Consider the following 21,643-nt stretch of genomic DNA (forward strand, 5'->3'; position numbering starts at 1 on the left):
GACGGGAGCGCGGACTGGGCCGTTCGAGTCCTCTCTCACTTTCGTCCCGTATGACCCTTACGTCCCGCTATATCCGTAGGACGTCCCCCGCCCCGCCGGTCCCACGAACCCCCGGCGGGGCCCCTTCTGACATGGCATTCCCCTGACGTGGCCGCATTCGTGCGCCGGCCACCCCGGTGGGCAGGTGTCACCAAAGGTTCACCGGCCGTGCGTCATATGCCGTGGCATGGCTGCGGGCGTTCGAGGGAATATCCCTTCCAGGTCGGCGTCCGGAACAAGCCATCGGGCGCCGCATCTCAGTGGACGGCATGGAGTCGTCCGCCCGGGAGGCCCTTTGCACATCACGGAGGTCCGTGCGCACCGCACGGTCGACGCGGAGGGCCGGCGCTCGGCCCGCGCAAGGTGGTCCGAGCCCGGTCCGGTCACGAGATGGCCGGGGGTCCTGGGGACGCCGCCCAGCGGTAGCTGGCGGCGCGGTCGCCCCAGGAGCACACCGCCCCGCGACGCCGTCGCACCCCGACCTCATCCGAGGGGGTTCGTCCCACCGTGGTGAACAGCAAACAGCGCCGTGACAACGACCGGCGCACCTACGTCCTCGACACCAGTGTCCTGCTGGCGGATCCAGGCGCCATGTCCCGCTTCGACGAGCACGAGGTCGTGCTGCCGGTCGTCGTTGTCACGGAACTGGAAGCCAAGAGACACCATCCGGAGCTCGGCTACTTCGCGCGGCAGGCGCTGCGTCTGCTGGACGAGTACCGGGTGCAGTTCGGGAGGCTGGACGCGCCCATCCCCATCGGGGACCTGGGCGGGACGCTCCGGGTCGAGCTGAACCACTCCGACCCGGGGATCCTGCCCGCGGGCTTCCGGCTCGGCGACAACGACTCGCGGATCCTCGCGGTGGCGCGCAATCTCCAGGCCGAGGGGTACGACGTCACGGTCGTCTCCAAGGATCTGCCGCTGCGCATCAAGGCGTCCTCGGTCGGGCTGCTGGCCGAGGAGTACCGCGCCGAGCTGGCGATCACCGACTCCGGCTGGACGGGGATGGCCGAACTGACCCTCTCCGCGGAACAGGTCGACGAGCTGTTCGCCGCCGAGACCGCCCAGGTGCCGGAAGTGTCCGAACTGCCGGTGCATACCGGACTTGTGCTGCAGTCCGAGCGCGGCAAGGCGCTCGGGCGGGTCACCTCCGACGGCGGGATCCGGCTGGTGCGGGGCGACCGGGAGGCCTTCGGCATCCACGGCCGCAGTGCCGAGCAGCGGATCGCGCTGGACCTGCTGCTCGACCCGGACGTCGGGATCGTCTCGATGGGCGGGCGGGCCGGTACGGGCAAGTCGGCGCTGGCGCTGTGTGCGGGCCTGGAGGCCGTATTGGAGCGCCGGCAGCACCGCAAGGTGATGGTGTTCCGCCCGCTGTACGCCGTCGGCGGGCAGGAGCTGGGCTATCTGCCGGGCAGCGAAGCGGAGAAGATGAGCCCCTGGGCCCAGGCCGTCTTCGACACGCTGTCCGCGGTGACCACCAAGGACGTCATCGAAGAGGTGGTGGGGCGCGGCATGTTGGAGGTGCTGCCGCTGACCCACATCCGGGGGCGGTCGCTGCACGACGCGTTCGTCATCGTGGACGAGGCCCAGTCACTGGAACGGAACGTCCTTTTGACGGTTCTGTCCCGTATCGGCGCCAACTCCCGGGTGGTGCTGACCCATGACGTCGCCCAGCGCGACAACCTCCGGGTCGGGCGGTACGACGGCGTGGTGGCCGTGGTGGAGAAGCTGAAGGGGCATCCGCTGTTCGCCCACGTCACGCTGAACCGCTCGGAGCGCTCGCCGATCGCGGCGCTGGTGACCGAAATGCTGGAGGACGGCAGGATCTGACCCGTTGTGGACACGGCGCCGCCCGGCAAAGCGAAGGAGCTTAGCCGGGCGGCGCCGTGCTGTGCGCGGTTATCCGAAAATACTTGACGGTAAACGAGGTGTGAGCTTTCACACCCAGCGGGGAATTGATTCCCGGCGTGCCGTTCGGGCAGAGTCTGGGTCCTGTCAGGCCCCGCATACGGCACCCAACACCCCCAGCGGTGTAGAACGATCGAACTTCATAGCGCGTCGCCGTATGCCGCCCGAGCACCACGCGGACCCCGAGGGGGACGTACCGGGCCAGTGCCTCCCGTGACCAGCCGGTCCCACCCGCTCAACCGGGTCCGGAACAAGGGGAGACCAGCGCCAGGGGCACGATTGCGTCCGCGAGGTCACCTATGCGGGCGATGCTGGAAGGAAAACGTGTGAGCCGGATCTCGGTCCGGGGATTCGCCGTGGCATCCGCCACCGCGGTCACCACCGTCGGCGCCGTGGTCGGCGTCGCTGCAGGCAACGAGGCGCCCTCGGTCGGCAACACCGAGGCGACCGCTGCCGACGCGACGATCGCCGACATCCCCGCAGGCGCTCAGGCACAGGTGCAGACGGCTTCCCTGACGCAGCAGGCGGACGACCAGTCCACCCAGGCGGATGCGGCAGCCCTCAAGTCTGCGCAGGAGTCGGCTCGCAAGGCAGCCGCTGAGACCGCGAAGAGCAAGAAGGACGCCGCGGACGAGGCGAAGGCCAAGAAGGACGCCGACGCCCGCAAGAAGAAGGAGCTGGCCGCGTCCCGCTCCTCCTCCCGCGGGGACCTGGGCGACCTGGTCGGCAAGAGCTCGTACACCATTGCCGAGACGCAGGCCATCGCGCGCCAGATGATGGCCGGCGACCAGTTCCAGTGCTTCAGCAACATCGTGGACCACGAGTCCGGCTGGAACTACAAGGCCACCAACGCCGGCTCGGGCGCCTACGGTCTGGTCCAGGCGCTGCCCGGCTCCAAGATGTCGTCGGCCGGCTCCGACTGGCAGACGAACCCGGCCACCCAGATCAAGTGGGGCCTGAACTACATGAACGACCGCTACGGCAGCCCCTGTGGCGCCTGGTCGTTCTGGCAGGCCAACAGCTGGTACTAGACCGGCCGGCCTACCTTCGCACCTCCGAAACCCCCGAACGCGGCAGCGTCGGGGGTTTCGTGCGTCCGGCGCGGGTAACGTCGTGCCCGTCAAGTTGTGGCGTGCGGGAGGGGAAGAGGAAGGCACATGTCCAGATTGCCTCAGTGGGTCGGTGGCCTCGGCGCCGGTCTGACGCGGCTCTCGCAGCGGCTGGAGCAGCAGCGCCGGCTCGCCGAAGCCGCGATGGGGGTCCCCCCTGGAGGGAGCTTGTCGGACTCCTCGGGGGAGGCCGACGACCCGGAAGAGCTGAGGCGTGCCGGGCACGCGGACGCCCCCGCGGCCGACGGTCCGGCAGACGGAGGTCCGGCGCGCGAGGGCGCGCTGGGCACGCTCACCGTTCCCCGTACCCAGCTGCCGGAAGCGACGGACGGGGTGCCGCACCCCGCGGCCGAGCTCGCGCCGTCCGCCGACCGGCCCGCACCGCCGGATACGGTTCCCCCGCCGCCCGCCTATGCCCCGGCCGTCGCGGCGCGCCCCGATCCGGTCGACGCGGTGCCGTGGGGCGTACGGGTCGCCGCCGAGGCGGGCTGGCGGCTGCTGGTGCTGGCCGCCACGCTCTGGGTGCTCGCCCGGGTCATCACCACCATCGAACTGGTCGTGCTGGCCTTCATCGCGGCGACGCTGATCACCGCACTGCTGCAGCCCACGGTGGGGTGGCTGCGCCGGCGCGGGCTGCCGCGCGGGCCGGCCACCGCGCTGACCTTCATCGGCGGGTTCGTCGTGATGGGCCTGGTCGGATGGTTCGTGGTCTGGCAGGTCCAGGACAACATCGACTCGGTGTCCAGCCGCATCCAGGAGGGCATCACCGAGCTCAAGGGCTGGCTGCTGAAGAGCCCGTTCCATGTGACCGAGTCTCAGATCAACCACATCGCCAAGAACCTCCAGGACGCGATCGGCGCCAACACCGAGGCGATCACCTCGGTCGGCCTGGAGGGCGTCACCGTCGTCCTGGAGGTCTTCACCGGCATCCTGCTGGCGATGTTCACCACGCTCTTCCTGCTCTACGACGGCCGCCGGATCTGGAACTGGCTGCTCAAGCTGGTCCCGAGCGCGGCACGGGAGGGCGTGGCGGGCGCCGGGCCGCGGGCCTGGCGGACGCTGACCGCCTACGTGCGCGGCACGGTCGTGGTCGCCCTGATCGACGCCATTTTCATCGGCATCGGGCTGTATTTCCTCAATGTGCCGCTGGCCGTTCCGCTCGCCGTCTTCATCTTCCTGTTCGCCTTCATCCCGCTGGTCGGTGCGGTGGTGTCGGGGGCGCTGGCGTGTGTGATCGCCCTGGTGGCCAACGGGGTGTTCACGGCGCTGATGGTGCTGGCGGTCGTGCTGGCCGTGCAGCAGATCGAGGGCCATGTCCTCCAGCCGTTCATCCTGGGCCGGGCGGTGCGGGTCCATCCGCTCGCGGTGATCCTCTCGGTCGCCGCGGGCGGGCTGATCGCGGGTATCGGCGGTGCGGTCGTCGCCGTCCCGCTGGTGGCGGTCACCAATACGGCGGTCGGCTACCTCCGTTCCTACTCCAGGGAGCAGGCGCTGCGGATGTCGGTGGCCCCGCGCGGTGCCACCGCGCTCGCCCTCGCACCGACCCCGCCCCCGGCGCCGCAACCGTCCCCGGAGGGGCGGGAGTAGCCCGCCGCGCGCGCAGCACAGAACCCCGCAGACCTGACGTCTGCGGGGTTCTGTGCTGCGTGTGTCGCGCGCGGCGGAGTTACTCGGCGAGCGCGGCCTCGGCGTCCAGGGTGGCGCCGACGGCCTGCAGGACGGACGCGATCTTCACGGCCTCCTGGATCGTCTCGCGGTCCACACCGGCCTTGCGCAGCACCTGCTCGTGCGAGTCCAGGCACATGCCGCAGCCGTTGATGGCCGAGACGGCCAGCGACCACAGCTCGAAGTCGACCTTGTCCACGCCCGGGTTGCCGATGACGTTCATCCGCAGCCCGGCCCGCAGGGTGCCGTACTCCGGGTCCGACAGCAGGTGCCGGGTCCGGTAGAAGACGTTGTTCATCGCCATGATGGCGGCCGCCGACTTGGCGGCGGTGTACGCCTCGGCGGAGAGGTTGGCCTTGGCCTCCGGCTCCAGCTCGCGCAGCACCTTCGGCGAGCGCGAGGCGATCGCGCAGGCCAGGACGGTGCCCCACAGCTGCTGCTGCGGCAGGTCGCTGTTGCCGATGACCGAACCGAGGTTCAGCTTGAGGTCCTTGGCGTAGTCCGGTACGGCGGACTTCAGCTCGTCGAGAGCCATGTCAGATCAGCCTCCAGTTCGCTGGTGGAGAGTCACTCGCCCGAGAGCAGCGCGACCGGGTCGAGGGTGTCCTCGCCCTTGGACCAGTTGCAGGGGCACAGCTCGTCGGTCTGCAGGGCGTCGAGGACCCGCAGGACCTCCTTGGGGTTACGGCCCACGGAGCCGGCGGTCACCATGGTGAACTGGATCTCGTTGTTCTGGTCGACGATGAAGACGGCGCGCTGCGCGAAGCCGTCCTCGCCCTCGATGCCCAGGTCGCGCATGAGCTCGTGCTTGGAGTCGGCGAGCATCGGGAAGGGCAGGTCGGTCAGGTCCGGGTGGTCCTTGCGCCAGGCGTGGTGCACGAACTCGGAGTCGCCGGAGAAGCCGAGGACCTGGGCGTCACGGTCGGCGAACTCGTCGTTCAGCTTGCCGAACGCGGCGATCTCGGTGGGGCACACGAAGGTGAAGTCCTTGGGCCACGCAAAGACGATCTTCCACTTGCCCTCGTAGGTCTTGTGGTTGATCTGCTCGAACTCCTGGCCCTTCTCCAGCGAGACGCAGGCGGTCAGGTCGAACTCGGGGAACTTGTCACCGACAGTGAGCACGTACTCTCCTTGTTGCGCAGAAAGTCCCTTTTGGGGGCTTTCCTTGAGGCTTGGACGGGTCTCACAGTGCCACAGGAGGCATTGATCAGTGAAATAGCTAGACTGGTTGATGTTGATCGGAGGTGGTTATCAGTGGCGTCACCGGCGAGTCAGGGCGGCCGGCCCCGCCAGCCCAGCCTGGCCCAGCTGCGGGCGTTCGCGGCGGTGGCCGAGCATCTGCATTTCCGCGAGGCGGCGGCCGAGATCGGGATGAGCCAGCCCGCGCTGTCCGGGGCGGTCTCCGCGCTGGAGGAGACCCTCGGCGTGCAGCTGCTGGAGCGTACGACGCGCAAGGTGCTGTTGTCGCCCGCGGGGGAGCGGGTGGCCGCGCGGGCCCGTACGGTCCTGGAGGCCGTCGGGGATCTGCTGGAGGAGGCGGAGGCGGCCCGCGCGCCGTTCACGGGGGTGCTGCGGCTCGGCGTCATCCCGACCGTCGCCCCGTATCTGCTGCCGGCCGTGCTGCGGCTGGTCCATGACACCTATCCCGCGCTGGACCTCCAGGTGCACGAGGAGCAGACCGCCTCCCTCCTGGAGGGCCTGGCCCAGGGCCGGCTCGACCTGCTGCTGCTCGCCGTGCCCCTCGGGGTGCCCCAGGTCACCGAACTCCCCCTGTTCGACGAGGACTTCGTCCTGGTGGCCCCCAAGGAGCACTGGCTCGGCGGCCGCGGCGACATCCCGCGCCAGGCCCTCCAGGAGCTGGATCTGCTGCTGCTCGACGAGGGCCACTGTCTGCGCGATCAGGCCCTGGACATCTGCCGGGAGGCCGGACGGGACGAGAACACCCCCGTGACGACCAGTGCGGCGGGCCTGTCCACCCTGGTGCAGCTGGTGGCCGGCGGCCTCGGGGTGACCCTGCTGCCGCGCACCGCGCTCCGGGTCGAGACCGGCCGCAACGACCAGCTCACCACCGGGTACTTCGCGGACCCGGCGCCGTCGCGGACCATCGCGCTGGCCATGCGGACCGGCGCGGCACGCCAGGAGGAGTTCGAGGAGTTCGCCGGCGCGCTGCGGGGCGCGCTGCGCGGCCTGCCGGTGCGGATAGCCGGGGACTGAGCGCCCCGCTCCTCACGCCGCCGCGGGACGGGTGTACGTCAGGAAGGCCGCGCCGCTCTGCAGGAGGGTGTGCTCGGTCAGCTCCCAGGTACGCGGGTCGAAGGTGGTGCCGGGGGAGAAGAGCGGGATGCCGTGGCCCAGGGTGAGCGGGCTCAGCTTGAGGAGCAGCTGGTCGATCTCCGGGTAGAGCGCACCGGCGAGTTCGCTGCCGCCCAGCAGCCAGATGTCCTTGCCGGGCGTGGCCTTGAGTTCCCGGACCGTCGCCACCGGGTCGGTGGCCACCAGCTCCACCGCCGGGTCGGGGCTCTGCGTCATGGTCCGGGAGAAGACGAGGTGCCGCAGATGAGGGTAGGCGTCGGTGAGGCCGGCCTTGAGGCCGATCTCATAGGTGCGCCGGCCCTCCAGGACGGTGTCGAAGCGGATGTTGTCCGCGGCGATGCCGAGCGCCGACCGGGCGTGGACGGGCAGGATCTCCGGGAGCTCGGCGGCCAGGTGCCCCAGGTAGTCCTCGGGGACCTGCCAGAAGCCGTCCGGGCCGGTGGGGTCCGCACCGTCGGGCCCGGCGATGAAGCCGTCGAGTGTGGACGCGATGCAGTAGACGAGCCTGCGCATGAAGTGTCCCCCTGGGGCAGTTGGTTGGCACTGCGGTGGCGAAATGATCTCGCAGTTTCACTCCGTACGCAGCCCATCCGGGCGCATCAGGCGCCACAGCAACGGCAGACAGAGCGCGGTGACGCCCAGGACGACGGCGGCCGCGGTGCCGGTGAGGGCGAGGATGCTCCACCAGTCGGGCCGCGGCGGCCGGCCGGCGATGCGGACCAGTAGCGTGCCGAGGGCCAGCCCCCAGCCGACCGCCAGGGGCAGGCCCGTGACCACCGGAACGGCCGTCTGCCACAGCACCGAGCGGGCCAGCAGGGCGCGCGGGGTGCCGAGGGCGTCCAGGGCGGACAACAGGCGGGCGCGTTCGCGGAGTTGCTCCAGGACGGTGAGCAGCAGCCCGCAGCCGATCAGCAGCAGCACGGCGGTGGCGCAGGCGGTCAGGCCACGGCTGACCAGGCCGGCGGCCTCGTCGGGGCCGGGCGGGCCGGAGCGGAACACGACGGCCCGCGGGGTGATCCGGGCGGCCGTGTTGCGGACGTATTCGATCGCGTCGGGGGTGTGCGGATCGAGCCGCAGCAGGCAGGTGAGGTCGGCGTGTGCCAGCAGCGCGGGGGGCAGCGCCTCGGGGGTGGCGAGCAGACCGCGGCCGTCGCGGCCGGGCACCGGGCGCTCGGGCCAGGCCGTGGTGCGGCGGGCGGTGCGCGGGACGGTCCAGCGGGCGGGCACCCGGTGGTCGCCGCGGCTGCCGACCGGGTCGAGCACCAGCCGTTCGCCGGGGCGGGGGGCGGCGCCGTCCGGGCCCGCGGCGAGGAAGACGTCCCCGGCGGAACAGGCGCCGACCGGGGCCAGTTGGCGCAGGGTGGCGCAGTCGGCGACGGTCACCGGGTACGGCTGGGGGGCCTCGCCCTCGCCGGCGGCCGCAGGGTCGGGGGCCGGTTGCCGGCGGGCGGGGGCGGCATGGCCGGCGACCAGTGCGTGCGCCGTACGGACGCCCGGGGCGGCGCGCAGCAGGGAGGACATCTGCCCGGCACGGGCGGTGGGCACCGCGCCGTCGTAGGCGTCCACCTCGGTCCAGGCGGCGGTGGTGGTCTGCCCCGCGTCGGGCAGGCTCAAGGAGCCGGTCAGCAGCATCTGCACGGCGATCGCACCGGCCACCGCCACGGTGATCCCGCTGACCGAGCGGGCGGCCGCGGTGCTGCTCAACTGGAGCCGCCGCACCGCAAGATGCCACGACTGGCTGCCGCCTCCCGTGGCGGCCGGCCGGGCCACCACGGCGTCCAGCAGCCAGGGCAGCACGGCCGCCACCCCCAGCAGCAACAGCGCCGTGCCGAGGATCAACCGGACGCTCGCGGCATCGCCGGAGCCCGGCCCGCCGATCGCCCGCGGCAGCAGCAGCGCCACCCCGGCGGCCGGCAGCAGCAGCCGCCACCACAGCCGGCGGCGCGGCGGGCGGGCGGTGCGGGTGACGCCCAGCGGCTCCACGGTGACCCGCCGCATGGTGAACAGCGCGCTGCCGACCGCGCACAGCAGCACGGCCGGCACCACGAGGGCGGTCACCCGCGCGTCGGGGACCACGTCGGAGGGGAAGACGCCGAGGTCGAAGAGGGAGATCCCGGCGAGCGGGACCCGGCCGGCCAGGAAGACGGCGGCGCCGGTGAGCAGCCCGAACAGCGCACCGGCCAGCGCCTCGCCCGCGGCGATCCGCCGGGTCGTGGCCCGGTCGGCGCCCACCAGCCGCAGCGCGGCCAGCCGCCGGTCGCGGCGCTCCCCGCCGAACCGCACCGCGGTCGCGAGGAACACGGCGACGGGGACGAGCAGCGCGACACAGCTCACCAGCAGGAGCAGCACCGTCGGCGCACCGGGCCGGAACGGCTCCCCCCGGTCGCCGAACGCGGTGATCCGCTCGACCCCGAAGTCGGGCCGCCGCAGGGCGTCGCTGCCCTCGTAGAAGACGAGTTCGCCGGGGTGGGTGAGGCCCTCGTCGCGGATCGTGGCGGTGATCCGCAGATGCGGGAAGCGGTCCTTGAGCAGCCTGCCCGCGGGCGAGCGGAGCAGGTCCCCGAGGGCGGGGGAGACGGCCAGTTCACCGGGGCCCGGCAGCCGCGACAGGCCCGGCGGGACCGGCGCATGCGGTCCTTCGGCCATGACGATCCGGCCCTGCACCGGCCGATCGCGGAAGGCGGTGTCGGCCGGGGCGGTCAGCAGCGACCGGTCCGAGGGGCCGGCCCCTTGCGCGGCGGGGACGACGGACCGCGCCCGGTGCCGCTCCTGCGCGCCGTTCAGCAGGTGCGGGACGGAGGCCGCCAGCAGCAGTACGGCGACGCCCAGGCCGACGCCGAGCGCGGTCAGGGCCGTACGGATCCAGCCCTCGCGGCCGCCGGTGACGGCGAACCGGGCGCCCATGGCGAGGTCGGCACACCAACGGCGGGCGGTGTGGCCCCGGTCGGGCGCCGGACGGGACCGGCCGGACATCGCGGGGCTCACTCCGTCCGCAGCCCGTCGGGGCGCATCATCCGCCACAGCGGTGGCAGGCTCAGCGCCGTCACGAAGAGGATCACCGCGCCGCCGATGCCGGTGATCGCGGCCACCACCGGCCAGTTCACCGTCACCGCGCTGTCGATCATCGTCAGCACCAGCGCGCCCAGCGCCAGCCCGGTGCCCAGCGCCAGGCCCAGCCCGAGGACGACCGGGACGGCGGTCTGCCACAGCACCGACCAGCCCAGGGTGGCCCGGCGGGTGCCGTGGGCATCGAGGGTGGACAGCAGCCGGCGGCGCTCGTGGAGCTGCTCGACGGTGGAGATGATCAGGCCCGAGCCGATCAGCAGCAGCGTCACGACGGCGCCCGCGAACAGCCCGTCGAGGACGCTGGCGTACTGCGCGTCATGCGGATTGTCGACCGCGGAGACCTCGTTCATCGTCGGGTCGATGCGGGCGGCGGTGTTGCGGATGTGCTCCACCGCGTCCGGGGTGCCGCGGTCGAAGACGACCTTGAGCTCCGTGGTGGGGCCGTTGAGCCTGCCCACGTCGAGCGCGGACGGGGTGACCAGCAGGTCGTAGACGACACGGTCGGGGCTGGGCCGGTGCGCGAGCAGCGGGACCGTGCGGGCGGTGCGGGGGACCGTCCAGGGGTGCGGCCGCACCGCCTCGTACGCGTCCCTCGGCGGGTTCAGGTCGAGGGTCGCACCGGGCGCGACGGCGCCCTCGCGGCGGGTGGTGGTGACGAACACGGAGCCGTCGTGGCAGGAGTCCAGACGGGCCAGGCTGCGCAGTTCGGCGCAGCTGCCGACGGTGACCGTCGTGCGGGCGGCGTCCTCCGGGCGCCCGGGCGGGTGGGGCAGCGGGCCGACCAGGGCGTCGACCGTGCCGCGGGCCGCGGTCACCCCCGGGGTGGCGCGCAGCGCGGTGAGCGCCCGCTGGGTCTGCGGCCAGTCCTTAGAGTTGGCCCACAGGCTGATCCGCGGCTCCTTGCCGGACTCCGCGTACGCCCGGGTGTAGCTGGCCTGCATCCCGGTCATCAGCATGTGGATCGCGATGGCGCCGGCCACCGCGACGGTGATCCCGCTGACCGCGCGGGTGGCCGAGCCGCTGCTCAACTGGAGGCGGCGGATGGCGAGTTGCCAGGAGACCGGGCCGCGGTGCAGCCGGCCGACCACCGCCTGCACCAGCCAGGGCAGCAGCGTGGTGACCCCCAACAACAGCAGCATCGCCCCGGTCGCGAGGCCGAGGGTGTGCAACGGGGTGTCGGTCCACGGCCGTTCCCGGCTCAGCGGCACCAGCACCAGGGCGCCCACGGCCGGCAGCGCCACCCGCCACCACAGCCGGCGGCGCACCGGCGGGCGGTGGCGGACGACGCCCAGCGGCTCGACGGTGACGCCGCGCTGGGCGAACAGCGTCACCAGGACCGCCGCCGCCGGCACCAGCACGGCGATCAGCGCCGCGGCGAGCGGACCGGGCGCCACGTCCGAGGGGAAGACGTTGACGTCCCACAGCGTGACCACCGGGGCGAGCTGCCGGCCGGCGAGGAACAGCGCCCCGCCCGCCACCAGCCCCAGCAGCGAACCGAACAGCACCTCACCGGCGGCGATCCGGCGGGTGGTGCGGACATCGGCGCCGACCAGCCGGATCGCGGCCAGCCGGCGTTCCCGGCGCTCGTTGCCGAACCGTACGGAGGTGCCGATGAAGACCATCACCGGCGTCAGCAGCGCCACACACGTCATGATCACCAGGAGCACGGTGGGCGCCCGCATCGGCGGCGGGTTCCAGTCCTTGCCGAAGTGGTCGATGCGGTAGCCGTCGGCCGCGGCGAGGGTGACGGGCTGGGCGACGTAGGTGAGTTCGCCGGGGCCGAGCAGGCCGGCGTCGCCGATGGTGCCGGCCACCCGGTAGTCCAGCCGCTGGCGCAGCAGGCCGGCCCGGGGGGAGTCCAGCAGCTTTTTCAGCGCCGGGGAGACCAGCATCCGGCCGGGGCCGGGGAGCCGGTCGACGCCGGGCGGTACGGGGGGATGCGCGCCGTCCGGGCGCACCAGCCGGCCGCGGATCGGGGCGCCGTGGAAGACGGTGTCCGCCGAGGCGTAGCGCAGGGTGTCGTCGGCGGCGCGCGGCGGGTGGGCCTGGCCCAGGTTCTCGCGGGCCTTCTCCCGGCCGTGCAGGGTGTCCAGCACGCCCGGCACGGACGCCCCGAGCAGCAGGACGGCGACGCCCAGGGCGACACCGGTGGCCGTCAGCGCCGTACGGATCCAGCCCTCGCGGCCGCTGCCGGCCGCGAACCGTATCCCCATCACGAGGTCACGGGCCCAGGCGGCGCGGCCGGTGGGAGGTGCGCCGGGCACGGTGGGTGCGGGGCGGTCACGGCCGCCGGTGCGCCCGCCGGCTGCGGTGGCGCGCGGGCGCAGCAGGCTCATCGCAAGCCCGCCAGGATGTCCTTCACTGTGCCGTCGCGGACCACGATCTCCCGGTCGGAGTAGGCGGCGACCCGGGCCTCGTGGGTGACCAGGACGACCGCGGCGTTGGTGTCCCGGGCGGCGCCGGTCAGCAGGCCGAGGACGCGTTCGCCGTTGAGCGAGTCCAGGGCGCCGGTGGGCTCGTCCGCGAAGATGACCCGCGGGCCGGTGACGAGCGCGCGGGCGACCGCGATCCGCTGGCCCTGGCCGCCGGATATCTCACCGGGCCGCTGGGCCGCCGCCCCGTCCACCTCCAGCCGCTCCAGCCACTCGCGGGCCTGCCGCTCGGCCTCCTTGCGCCGGGTGCCGTTCAGCCGCAGCGGCAGCGCGACGTTCTCCAGGCCGGTCAACTCCGGTACCAGCTGGCCGAATTGGAAGACGAAGCCGAAGTCGGTGCGGCGCAGGGCGCTGCGCCGGGCGTCGCTGAGCGCGGTCAGCTCGTGCGGGCCGTAGCGGACGGTGCCGGCGTCCGGGCGGACGATCCCGGCGAGACAGTGCAGCAGGGTCGATTTGCCGGAGCCGGAGGGGCCCATGACGGCGACGACCTCGCCGGGGTGGACGGAGAACTCCACGCCGTCGAGCGCCGGCGTGGCCCCGTAGGTCTTGCAGAGCCCCTCCGCCGCGAGGAGGGAGCCCTCGGGCGTCATACGCGGACCGCCTCAGCGAGCTTGTCCAGCCGGGCGGCGGTCACCTCCAGCCAGCGCAGATCGGCTTCGAGGTGGAACAGCGCGTGGTCGCAGATCAGCTGGTCGGCGAGGTCGCCGGTGCGCTTGCGCTCGGTCAGTCCGCGCATCAGCCGCAGGTGCTCGGCGCGCTGGGTGTCCAGGAGTTCGGCGGCGTCGCGCCCGGTCAGCAGTGCCAGGACGACCTTGGTGAAGAGCGTCGACTGGAGGTAGGGCTCGGGCTTCTCCGGGCGGGCCAGCCACTGGGCGACATCGGTGATCCCGGCGTCCGTGATCGCGTACCGCTTGCGCTCCGGCCCCGCGCCGGCCTCCACCGCGTCCACCTCGACCAGGCCGTTCTTCAGCAGCCGCGACATCGTGGAGTAGACCTGCCCGTAGTGGAGCGGGCGGTCCTGGCCGAAGTGCGCGTCGAAGGCTCGCTTGAGGTCGTAGCCGTGGCGGGGGCCGGACTCCAGGAGACCCAGCAGCGTATGACCAATTGACATGCCGACCACCTTACTCGGAGGTGTGTCGCTGGTGTATACGTGCGTTGTATAGAGGTCGGCCGGGCCCGCGGCCGCCGGCCCTCGCCCGGCCGCTCCGGCGTCGTCACCGGCGGACCGGCGGCGCTCACGCGGCGCTGCTCCGGCGTCGCCAGCGACGGACCGGCGGCGCTCAGTCCCCCGGCTCCTTGGGTGGACGCCCCCGCCGCGGGATCGCCCCCGCTCCCCGGGGCAGCCGCCCCGCGTCCGACAGCGCCTTGCGCAGCAGGAACTCGATCTGCGCGTTGGCGCTGCGCAGTTCGTCGCCGGCCCAGCGCGTCAGCGCGTCATGGATCAGCGGGTCCAGCCGCAGCAGCACCTGCTTGCGCTGCTGCGGCCGGCGCGCGGGAGCCGGCTCGCTCCCGGCGCCGGACTCCTCGGGGGTGGGGGTGCTCATGCCCAAGCCTCGTTTCGCTCGGCCTCGCATGCGCCCGGCGGGCACCGTACGGCGTGCGCGCCGAGCAGCTCGCTCACTGGTACAGGGAGCCCGTGTTCAGGACCGGCTGGGCGGCCCGGTCACCGCACAGCACCACCATCAGATTGCTCACCATGGCCGCCTTCCGCTCCTCGTCCAGCTCGACGATGCCCTGCTGACTGATCCGGTCCAGCGCCTGCTCGACCATGCCCACCGCACCCTCGACGATCTGCTGCCGGGCCGCAACCACCGCGCCGGCCTGCTGCCGCTGGAGCATCGCGGAGGCGATCTCGGGGGCGTAGGCGAGGTGGCTGAAGCGGGCCTCGATGATCCGTACGCCGGCGGCCTGGACCCGGGCGGTCAGTTCGAGGGCGAGCTTCTCGGTGATCTCCTCGGCGTTGCCGCGCAGCGACAGGGCGTCCTCGTCGTGCGCGTCATAGGGGTACTCGATCGCGATGTGCCGCACGGCCGCCTCGGCCTGGGTGGCGACGAACTCCAGGAAGTCGTCGACCTCGAAGAGCGCCTGGGCGGTGTCCTCGACGTGCCAGACGATGATCGACGCCAGCTCGATCGGGTTGCCGTACGCGTCGTTGACCTTCAGGACCGCGGTCTCGTGGTTGCGCACCCGGGTGGAGATCCGCCGGGCGGTGGTCAGCGGGTTGACCCAGCGCAGTCCGTCGGTGCGGATGGTGCCGGCGTACCGCCCGAAGAGCTGGAGGACCCGGGCCTCGCCGGGCGCCACCATCTTCACGCCGGTCATGCAGAAGAGCGAGCCGAACAGCAGCAGGACGCCGGCGATGACCGTCGGCGCGGCGGCGGTGTCGTTGCCGCCGGAGCCGAGTATCCCGCCGACGGAGATCACGGCGATGCCCAGCGCGACCCCGAGCACGGTCAGCAGCAGGGCGACGCCGCCCGGGATGCTGTGCGCCGTGACCTCGCGGACCTGCGGGCGGGGCATCTCGGGAGCGTCGACGGCGAGCTCGCCGTCGGGGTCGGCGGTCCGGCCGGCCGCGGTGTGTTCGGACATGAGAATCCCCGTTTCTCCAGGTGCGGCACGTGATGTCTGCCGCATTGGGCGATGTCGCCGTTCTAGCAAAGTGATAGCACTTTAGCGCGCGGTGAGGCAGGGCGTCCAGGGGAGGTGCGGAGCCAGATCACCCGCAAGATCCCAGGTGAGAGAGCGACGACGCAGAACACCCACTCCGAGGTTCCGTCCTCGCGGGTGCTGTTTGTCACGTCAGGAAAAGCCTTGATCGATGAGTATTTGTTGACAGATGCGGTGTTAGCTTCGACAGCTGGATTAGCTGGGGGCGGAACGACTGGAGTTGCTGAAGCGATGGGCCGAGCGGAAGCGAGACGGGCGCGACAGGGGAGCGCCCGCCGGGCCAAACGTACGGAGAAGAAGTCCGGCATACGCCGCCTCTTCACCTGGAAGAAGATCCTCGGAGCGTTCCTCGGGGTGTGCCTGCTGGGCATCCTCGGCTTCGTCGGGCTGTACCTGTACGTGGACGTGCCGACCGACGGCAACGCGGACGCCAAGCTCCAGAGCAACGTCTACAAGTACTCCGACGGCAAGGTGATGGCCCGCGTCGGCCGCCTCAACCGTGAGAACGTCGCGCTCAACCGGATACCCAAGGACGTGCAGCGCAGCTTCGTCGCGGCCGAGAACAAGACCTTCTACCAGGACTCCGGCGTCGACCTGAAGGGCACCCTGCGCGGCATCTTCAACACGCTGCGGGGACAGGGGAAGCAGGGTGGCTCGACGATCACCCAGCAGTACGTCAAGAACTACTACCTGAGCCAGGAGCAGACGGTCAGCCGCAAGCTCCAGGAGATCGTCATCTCGCTCAAGGTGGACAACAAGCTGGGCAAGGACAAGATCCTCGCCGGCTACATCAACACCAGCTACTACGGCCGCGGTGCCTACGGCATCCAGGCCGCCGCCCAGGCGTACTTCCGCAAGGACGTCGAGAAGCTCACCGTCTCGGAGGGCGCCTACCTCGCCTCGCTGCTCCAGGCGCCGAACCAGTACGACTGGACCCTGGCGAGCCCGGCCGGCAAGAAGCGGGTCCAGGAGCGCTGGGCGTACACCCTCGACAACATGGTCGAGATGCACTGGCTCTCGCCGCAGGAGCGCGCCAAGCAGAAGTTCGAGATACCCAAGGACCCCAAGCCGCTGCCCGGTCTGACGGGTCAGTCCAGCTACCTCGTGACCGAGGCCAAGAAGGAACTCTTCGCCCAGGGCGTCGACGAGAAGCAGTTCGAGGCCGGCGGCTGGACGGTCACCCTCGGCATCGACCGCAAGAAGCAGAAGGACCTGGAGAAGGCCGTCCAGCGCAAGCTCAGCGCCGACCTCGACCCCAAGACCCGCAAGGTCGACGCGGACGCCCAGCTCGGCGCCACCTCGGTGGACCCCAAGACCGGCCACATCGTCGCGATGTACGGCGGCGCGGGCTACCCGAAGCACTACACCAACAACGCCACGCGCGCCGACTACCAGCCGGCGTCGACGTTCAAGCCGCTGATCCTCGCCTCCGCGATGGAGAACAACGCGGTCACCCACAACGGCGTGCCGATCACCCCCAACACGGTCTACGACGGCCACAACCGCCGTCCGGTCGTCGGCGGTGACATCCCCTTCGCCCCGCCCAACGAGGACGAGGCGCAGTACGGCAACATCTCCGTCCAGACGGCGACCAACAACTCCGTCAACGCCGTCTTCGCGCAGATGGGCGCCGACGTCGGCCTGAAGAACGTCAAGGAGACCGCGGTCAAGCTGGGCATGGACGGCTCCAGGATGGACGTCAAGCCGGCCATGACGCTGGGCACCATGGGCGCCAGCCCGCTCCAGATGGCCGGCGCCTACGCCACCCTCGACAACCACGGCAAGAAGGTCACCCCGACGCTGGTCGCCGAGGCCACGCACAGCGTCAACGGTGCCGAGGTCAAGCTCCCGCTCAAGAACCCGGTCGGCGACCAGGTCCTCTCGCGGAAGACCGCCGACACCCTCACCTCCGTGCTGATGGGCGTGGTCAACGACGGCACCGCCTCGCAGGCCGTGAAGAACACCGCCTACAGCGCGGCCGGCAAGACCGGCACCTCCGACGACAACAAGTCGGCCTGGTTCGTGGGCTACACGCCCAAGCTGGTCACCGCGGTCGGCATGTTCGGCGAGTCGCCCAAGGGCGGCGTACAGGTCTCCCTCAAGGGCACCGGAGGCGGCGGCCGGGTCAACGGCGGCGGCTACCCGGCCCGGGTGTGGGCGGACTACACCGAGGCCGCGCTGAACGGCAACCCCGGCCCGGACTTCGACCTGGACGCGACCCTCGGCGCCGGGGTGCCGCCGACGCCCACGCCGACGCCGAGCGACACCCCCTCGCCCAGCGCGTCGCCGAGCGAGAAGCCGAGCAAGTCGCCCTCGCCCACCCCGTCGAAGCCGAGTACACCGCCCAGCACCCCGCCGAGCGGACGCCCCTCGGACGACCCGTCCACCCCGACCGGCGGCACCAGTTCGAACCCGCCGAACGGCGGGACGCAGGGCGGTGACGCGGGCGGCGACACCGCGGGCGGCACCACCGACGGCACGGGCGGGAACAAGGTCAACAGCGTGCCCGGCTTCAACTAGGGCCGGCAGACAGACAGGCAGCCAAGGAGAACGAAGGGGCGTCCGGATCACCGGGCGCCCCTTTCGTCACCCGTCGAGGCGGGCCCCCTTCGTCACCCGTCGAGGCGGACGGCGTTCTTGGCCCGCTCGATGGACTCCTCGGCGGCCCCCTGGCCCGGATTCTCCGTGGCCAGCGCCTGGTTGAGCTCGACGAACGGGCGCAGCCGCTCCTCGTAGCGGCGCAGCGCGGTGCGGTGGTCGCCCGCCGCCCGACCGAGCTCGTCGGCCAGGACGTAGGCGCCCACCAGGGCCAGGCTGGTGCCCTGCCCGGACAGCGGGGACGGGCAGTAGCCCGCATCGCCGACGAGCCCCACCCGGCCGTCCGACCAGCGGTCCAGGTGTATCTGGGCCATCGCGTCGAAGTAGAAGTCGGGCGCCTGCCACATCGCCTTCAGCAGCCGCGGGGTGTCGCCGCCCAGCGCGGACAGCCGCGCGGCGAGCTCCGCCTTCTGCCGCTCGGTGTCACGGTGGTCGAGCGCGAGGGGCTCCGCGGTGAAGCCGAGGGTGACCCGCAACTCGGTGTTGTGGCGCACCGGGTAGACGCACGTGCTGGCGCCGCCGCCCTGCAGCCAGACCTGCCAGTCGTCCAGGTCCAGGAAGTTCTCGGTGCTGAAGACGGCCACGTACCCGCCGAGCGGACGGAAGAACGGGCCCTCGGCGCCGAAGGCCAGCCGCCGCACCGTCGAGCGCAGCCCGTCCGCCCCCACCACGAGGTCGAACGTCCGGCTCCGGCCGCGCTCGAAGTCGATGCGGACGCCGTGCGGTTCCTGGACCAGGGCGGTGACGGAGTCGTCGAAGAGGTACTCCACGCCGTCGCGGGCCCGCCCGTACAGCAGCTGGGTGAGGTCCTCGCGCAGCAGCTCGATGTCCCCGCTGTCGAGCCGGCCGCCGCTGAGTGTCATCTCGGTGCTGCGCCACAGTTCGTTGCCGTCGCCGTCGAGCATCGACATCCCGCGCAGCCGGGTGCGCGCCTCCCGGGCCGGGGCCAGCAGGTCCATCCGGTCGAGGACGTCGAGCGCCACCCCGCGGACGTCGATCGCCTGGCCGCCGGGGCGCACACCGGGGGCCCGCTCGACGACGGTCGGCGCGAAGCCGCGGCGGCGCAGCCAGTGGGCGAGGGTGAGCCCGGCGACGCTCGCGCCGGAGATGAGTACGGTCTTCACGACAGCCCCTTCGTACGGTGTACACGCGTGGTGTGGAGCTCTGAATGTACGCCGTACGCGCAGGATCGCCAAGCGCTTTCCGTGGGATATTTTCGCAGCTCAGAGGGGGCTGTACTAGCACAGAAGGGTGCTGCGGCAAGGTCTTCGCTGGTAGCCTCTGTCCTAGTACAGGTCAAAGGAGAGCGCCGTGGCTGACCCCTCCCTCCCGCCCTATCTGCGGATCGTCGCCGAGGTGCGGCGCAAGATCACCGACGGCGAACTCGCCCCCGGCGACCGGATTCCCTCGACGCGTCAGCTCGCGAAGGAGTGGAACGTGGCCCTGGCCACCGCCACGAAGGCGCTGACCGCCCTGCGCCAGGAGGGGCTGGTGCAGCCCCGGGCCCGCGTGGGGACCGTGGTGGCGGCCCCGTCCCGCGGCGCCGCCGGGGCCCGGCACCCCCGCCCGGCCCCCGCCGCGGAGCGCGAGCTGACCCGGGAGCGCATCGTGCGCACCGCCATCGGCATCGCCGACGCGGAAGGGCTGGCCGCGCTGTCCATGCGGGCGGTCGCGGCGCGCCTGGGCGCCGCCACGATGTCGCCCTACCGCTATGTGACCGGCAAGGACGATCTGGTCCTGCTGATGGCCGACGCGGTTTTCGCCGAGGCCGCCCTCCCGGCCGATGCCTCCGGCCACTGGCGGGCCCGGCTGGAAGCAGGGGCCCGGGCGCTCTGGGCCGTCCACCGCGCACACCCCTGGCTGGCCCAGCTCGGCCCGCTCACCCGGCCGTTGCTGCTGCCCCACCTGATGGCCTACTCCGAATGGATGCTGAGCGCCCTCGACGGCCATGGCCTCGGCCCGGCGGCCATGCTCAACCAGAACGTGCTCCTCTACAGCCATGTGCAGGGCCTCGCCGTCCAGCTGGAACGGGAGGCCCAGGCCGAGAGCGCCACCGGCCTCACCTCGGACCAGTGGCTGGACGCCCAGGCCCCCGCGCTCGCGGCGCTCACCGCGTCCCGGGACCATCCGACGTTCACCCGGGTCATCGAGGCGCTTGGGGAGGGCGGTTACGACCTGCGCCTGGACGAGCTGTTCGAGATCGGGCTCACCTCGCTGCTCGACGGGCTGGCCGTCCTCATCGACGCGCACCGCGCCGACCCGGCGGGGACCCCCGCCCCGTCCGCCGCGCCCCGGACACGGTGAGGCGCCCGGAGCCCCCACGCTCCGGGCGCCTGCCCCGCCCTCCACGGGCCCTGGGTGGTGCGGTGCCTCAGCCGCCGTTGAACTTCTTGACGATCCGGTCGCCGAGGTGCTTGTCGACGTTGCGCCAGTACTGGAAGGCACGCTCCAGCACCGGCTTGGTGACGTCCTCGGCGAGGTGCCCGGCGATGTTGTGCACCAGCCGGTCGCGGGCCGCGTCGTCGAGGACCTGGCGGACCATCGTCCCGGGCTGGACGAAGTCGTCGTCCTCGCGCCGCGGCCGGGTGGCCTCGCGCACCATCTCGCCGGCCGTCTGCCAGCCCGCCGGGTCCCCGAACTGCTCGGTGTCCGCCGCCGGCCCGCCGTAGGAGTTGGGCGCGTACGGCCGGGCCACCCGGGCCGGGTCGAACCGCATCGGGCCGTCCTTGGCGTAGGAGTGGACGGGAACGTGCGGCCGGTTGGGCGGCAGCTGCAGATAGTTCGGGCCGATGCGGTACCGGTGGGTGTCCGGGTAGGAGAACAGCCGGCCCAGCAGCATCTTGTCGGGGGACGGGCCGATGCCCGGCACCATGTTGGACGGCTCGAAGGCCGCCTGCTCGATGTGGATGAAGTAATCTTCCGGGTTCTTGTTCAGCGTCATCCGCCCGACCTCGATCAGCGGGTAGTCGCCGTGCGGCCACACCTTGGTCAGGTCGAACGGGTTGAAGCGGTAGTCCGGCGCGTCGTCGAACGGCATCACCTGGACATACAGCGTCCACGACGGTGCGTCGCCGGTGTCGATGGCGCGGTAGAGGTCGCGGCGGTGGAAGTCGGCGTCCTCGCCGGCGATCCGGTCCGCGTCCTCCTGGGTGAGGAAGTCGATGCCCTGGTCCGTCTTGAAGTGGTACTTGATCCAGAACTTCTCGCCGCCGGCATTGATCCACATATACGTGTGGGAGCCGTAGCCGTTCATGTGGCGGTAGGTCTTGGGGATGCCGCGGTCGCCCATCAGCCAGGTGACCATGTGGGCCGACTCCGGCGACAGCGTCCAGAAGTCCCACTGCATGTCGTGGTCGCGCAGACCGCTGCCGGGCCGGCGCTTCTGGGAGCGGATGAAGTCCTGGAACTTGATCGTGTCACGGACGAAGAAGATCGGGGTGTTGTTGCCGACCAGGTCGTAGTTGCCGTACTCGGTGTAGAACTTCAGGGCGAAGCCACGGGGGTCGCGCCAGGTGTCGGGGGAGCCCTGCTCGCCCGCGACGGTCGAGAAACGGGCCAGCATCTCGGTCGTCTTGCCCGGCTGGAAGAGATCCGCCTTGGTGAACTGGCTGACGTCGTTGGTGACCTGGAAGGAGCCGTACGCGCCGCTGCCCTTGGCGTGTACCACCCGCTCGGGGACCCGTTCGCGGTTGAACTGGGCCATCTTCTCGATCAGGTAGTGGTCCTGCAGCAGGATGGGGCCGTCCGGACCCACGGTCAGCGAATGCTCGTCGCTCTCGACCGGAATTCCGGCGTTGTTCGTCGTGTGCGGGACGTGGTGCGTGCTGGTCATGGAGGAGCGCCTCC

Annotated in this window: 17 protein-coding genes; 6 read left to right on the plus strand and 11 right to left on the minus strand. The window is 71.8% G+C overall.

Annotation, left to right across the window (positions count from 1 at the left end):
• Window positions 1–546 precede the first annotated feature (546 nt).
• The 3 genes from EST54_RS01705 to EST54_RS01715 all read left to right on the plus strand — a co-directional run bounded on the left by EST54_RS01705 (window position 547) and on the right by EST54_RS01715 (window position 4,643).
• Window positions 547–1,869 carry a PhoH family protein gene (locus EST54_RS01705; protein WP_129244221.1) on the plus strand — a complete coding sequence of 441 codons (1,323 nt, stop codon included), beginning with the start codon at window positions 547–549 and terminating at the stop codon, window positions 1,867–1,869.
• A 404-nt stretch (window positions 1,870–2,273) separates the two neighbouring features.
• Window positions 2,274–2,978: an aggregation-promoting factor C-terminal-like domain-containing protein gene (locus tag EST54_RS01710; RefSeq protein WP_129244223.1), complete on the plus strand. Its 705-nt coding sequence runs from the start codon at window positions 2,274–2,276 to the stop codon at window positions 2,976–2,978.
• Window positions 2,979–3,104: 126 nt separating this feature from the next.
• Window positions 3,105–4,643 (plus strand): AI-2E family transporter, encoded by a 1,539-nt coding sequence (locus EST54_RS01715; RefSeq protein ID WP_239012749.1) that lies wholly within the window; start codon window positions 3,105–3,107, stop codon window positions 4,641–4,643.
• 79 nt (window positions 4,644–4,722) lie between these two features.
• Here the strand turns inward: EST54_RS01715 and EST54_RS01720 are convergent, their stop codons facing one another.
• Both EST54_RS01720 and EST54_RS01725 read right to left on the minus strand, forming a co-directional pair.
• Complete coding sequence (locus EST54_RS01720) at window positions 4,723–5,256, minus strand: alkyl hydroperoxide reductase (protein WP_129244225.1); 534 nt, start codon at window positions 5,254–5,256, stop codon at window positions 4,723–4,725.
• A 32-nt stretch (window positions 5,257–5,288) separates the two neighbouring features.
• Window positions 5,289–5,843 (minus strand): peroxiredoxin, encoded by a 555-nt coding sequence (locus EST54_RS01725; RefSeq protein ID WP_006603399.1) that lies wholly within the window; start codon window positions 5,841–5,843, stop codon window positions 5,289–5,291.
• Between the two features lie 132 nt (window positions 5,844–5,975).
• Here EST54_RS01725 and EST54_RS01730 point away from each other — a divergent pair, with 132 nt between their 5' ends.
• On the plus strand, window positions 5,976–6,935 hold the full coding sequence (locus EST54_RS01730) for a hydrogen peroxide-inducible genes activator (protein ID WP_129244227.1): 960 nt from the start codon (window positions 5,976–5,978) through the stop codon (window positions 6,933–6,935).
• A gap of 12 nt (window positions 6,936–6,947) precedes the next feature.
• Here the strand turns inward: EST54_RS01730 and EST54_RS01735 are convergent, their stop codons facing one another.
• The 7 genes from EST54_RS01735 to EST54_RS01765 all read right to left on the minus strand — a co-directional run bounded on the left by EST54_RS01735 (window position 6,948) and on the right by EST54_RS01765 (window position 15,121).
• Window positions 6,948–7,547 carry a dihydrofolate reductase family protein gene (locus tag EST54_RS01735; protein WP_129244229.1) on the minus strand — a complete coding sequence of 200 codons (600 nt, stop codon included), beginning with the start codon at window positions 7,545–7,547 and terminating at the stop codon, window positions 6,948–6,950.
• Window positions 7,548–7,604: 57 nt separating this feature from the next.
• On the minus strand, window positions 7,605–10,007 hold the full coding sequence (locus EST54_RS01740) for an FtsX-like permease family protein (protein ID WP_129244231.1): 2,403 nt from the start codon (window positions 10,005–10,007) through the stop codon (window positions 7,605–7,607).
• An 8-nt stretch (window positions 10,008–10,015) separates the two neighbouring features.
• Complete coding sequence (locus EST54_RS01745) at window positions 10,016–12,436, minus strand: FtsX-like permease family protein (RefSeq protein ID WP_129244233.1); 2,421 nt, start codon at window positions 12,434–12,436, stop codon at window positions 10,016–10,018.
• Window positions 12,433–13,122 carry an ABC transporter ATP-binding protein gene (locus tag EST54_RS01750; RefSeq protein WP_129244235.1) on the minus strand — a complete coding sequence of 230 codons (690 nt, stop codon included), beginning with the start codon at window positions 13,120–13,122 and terminating at the stop codon, window positions 12,433–12,435. Before EST54_RS01750 ends, EST54_RS01745 begins: the two co-directional genes overlap by 4 nt.
• Window positions 13,119–13,643 (minus strand): PadR family transcriptional regulator, encoded by a 525-nt coding sequence (locus tag EST54_RS01755; protein ID WP_129244237.1) that lies wholly within the window; start codon window positions 13,641–13,643, stop codon window positions 13,119–13,121. The genes EST54_RS01750 and EST54_RS01755 overlap by 4 nt, the downstream gene beginning before the upstream one ends.
• A 169-nt stretch (window positions 13,644–13,812) precedes the next feature.
• Complete coding sequence (locus EST54_RS01760) at window positions 13,813–14,076, minus strand: hypothetical protein (protein WP_129244238.1); 264 nt, start codon at window positions 14,074–14,076, stop codon at window positions 13,813–13,815.
• A 73-nt stretch (window positions 14,077–14,149) separates the two neighbouring features.
• Window positions 14,150–15,121, minus strand: a complete 972-nt coding sequence (locus tag EST54_RS01765) for an SPFH domain-containing protein (RefSeq protein ID WP_129244240.1) — start codon at window positions 15,119–15,121, stop codon at window positions 14,150–14,152.
• Between the two features lie 309 nt (window positions 15,122–15,430).
• On the opposite strand from EST54_RS01765, the gene EST54_RS01770 reads away from it, so the two are divergent.
• The gene (locus tag EST54_RS01770; RefSeq protein ID WP_129244242.1) at window positions 15,431–17,719 is read left to right on the plus strand and encodes a transglycosylase domain-containing protein; all 2,289 of its coding nucleotides are present in this window, start codon (window positions 15,431–15,433) and stop codon (window positions 17,717–17,719) included.
• Window positions 17,720–17,811: 92 nt separating this feature from the next.
• Here EST54_RS01770 and EST54_RS01775 read toward each other — a convergent pair whose 3' ends face one another.
• Complete coding sequence (locus EST54_RS01775) at window positions 17,812–18,921, minus strand: FAD-dependent monooxygenase (RefSeq protein WP_129244244.1); 1,110 nt, start codon at window positions 18,919–18,921, stop codon at window positions 17,812–17,814.
• A 187-nt stretch (window positions 18,922–19,108) separates the two neighbouring features.
• On the opposite strand from EST54_RS01775, the gene EST54_RS01780 reads away from it, so the two are divergent.
• Window positions 19,109–20,101: a GntR family transcriptional regulator gene (locus EST54_RS01780; protein ID WP_129244246.1), complete on the plus strand. Its 993-nt coding sequence runs from the start codon at window positions 19,109–19,111 to the stop codon at window positions 20,099–20,101.
• 67 nt (window positions 20,102–20,168) lie between these two features.
• Here the strand turns inward: EST54_RS01780 and EST54_RS01785 are convergent, their stop codons facing one another.
• Entirely contained in the window at window positions 20,169–21,629 is a 1,461-nt protein-coding gene (locus EST54_RS01785) for a catalase (RefSeq protein WP_129244248.1), read from the minus strand.
• Window positions 21,630–21,643: the final 14 nt, after the last annotated feature.

It is taken from the genome of Streptomyces sioyaensis, from assembly GCF_004122735.1.
Taxonomy (GTDB): domain Bacteria; phylum Actinomycetota; class Actinomycetes; order Streptomycetales; family Streptomycetaceae; genus Streptomyces; species Streptomyces sioyaensis.

What these genes read in the sequence shown, in the direction of transcription:
- EST54_RS01715 (WP_239012749.1), top strand. Translation starts at nt 3,105, where the DNA reads ATGTCCAGATTGCCTCAGTGGGTCGGTGGCCTCGGCGCCGGTCTGACG.
- EST54_RS01720 (WP_129244225.1), bottom strand. Translation starts at nt 5,256, where the DNA reads ATGGCTCTCGACGAGCTGAAGTCCGCCGTACCGGACTACGCCAAGGAC.
- EST54_RS01735 (WP_129244229.1), bottom strand. Translation starts at nt 7,547, where the DNA reads ATGCGCAGGCTCGTCTACTGCATCGCGTCCACACTCGACGGCTTCATC.
- EST54_RS01740 (WP_129244231.1), bottom strand. Translation starts at nt 10,007, where the DNA reads ATGTCCGGCCGGTCCCGTCCGGCGCCCGACCGGGGCCACACCGCCCGC.
- EST54_RS01745 (WP_129244233.1), bottom strand. Translation starts at nt 12,436, where the DNA reads ATGAGCCTGCTGCGCCCGCGCGCCACCGCAGCCGGCGGGCGCACCGGC.
- EST54_RS01750 (WP_129244235.1), bottom strand. Translation starts at nt 13,122, where the DNA reads ATGACGCCCGAGGGCTCCCTCCTCGCGGCGGAGGGGCTCTGCAAGACC.
- EST54_RS01755 (WP_129244237.1), bottom strand. Translation starts at nt 13,643, where the DNA reads ATGTCAATTGGTCATACGCTGCTGGGTCTCCTGGAGTCCGGCCCCCGC.
- EST54_RS01760 (WP_129244238.1), bottom strand. Translation starts at nt 14,076, where the DNA reads ATGAGCACCCCCACCCCCGAGGAGTCCGGCGCCGGGAGCGAGCCGGCT.
- EST54_RS01765 (WP_129244240.1), bottom strand. Translation starts at nt 15,121, where the DNA reads ATGTCCGAACACACCGCGGCCGGCCGGACCGCCGACCCCGACGGCGAG.
- EST54_RS01770 (WP_129244242.1), top strand. Translation starts at nt 15,431, where the DNA reads ATGGGCCGAGCGGAAGCGAGACGGGCGCGACAGGGGAGCGCCCGCCGG.
- EST54_RS01785 (WP_129244248.1), bottom strand. Translation starts at nt 21,629, where the DNA reads ATGACCAGCACGCACCACGTCCCGCACACGACGAACAACGCCGGAATT.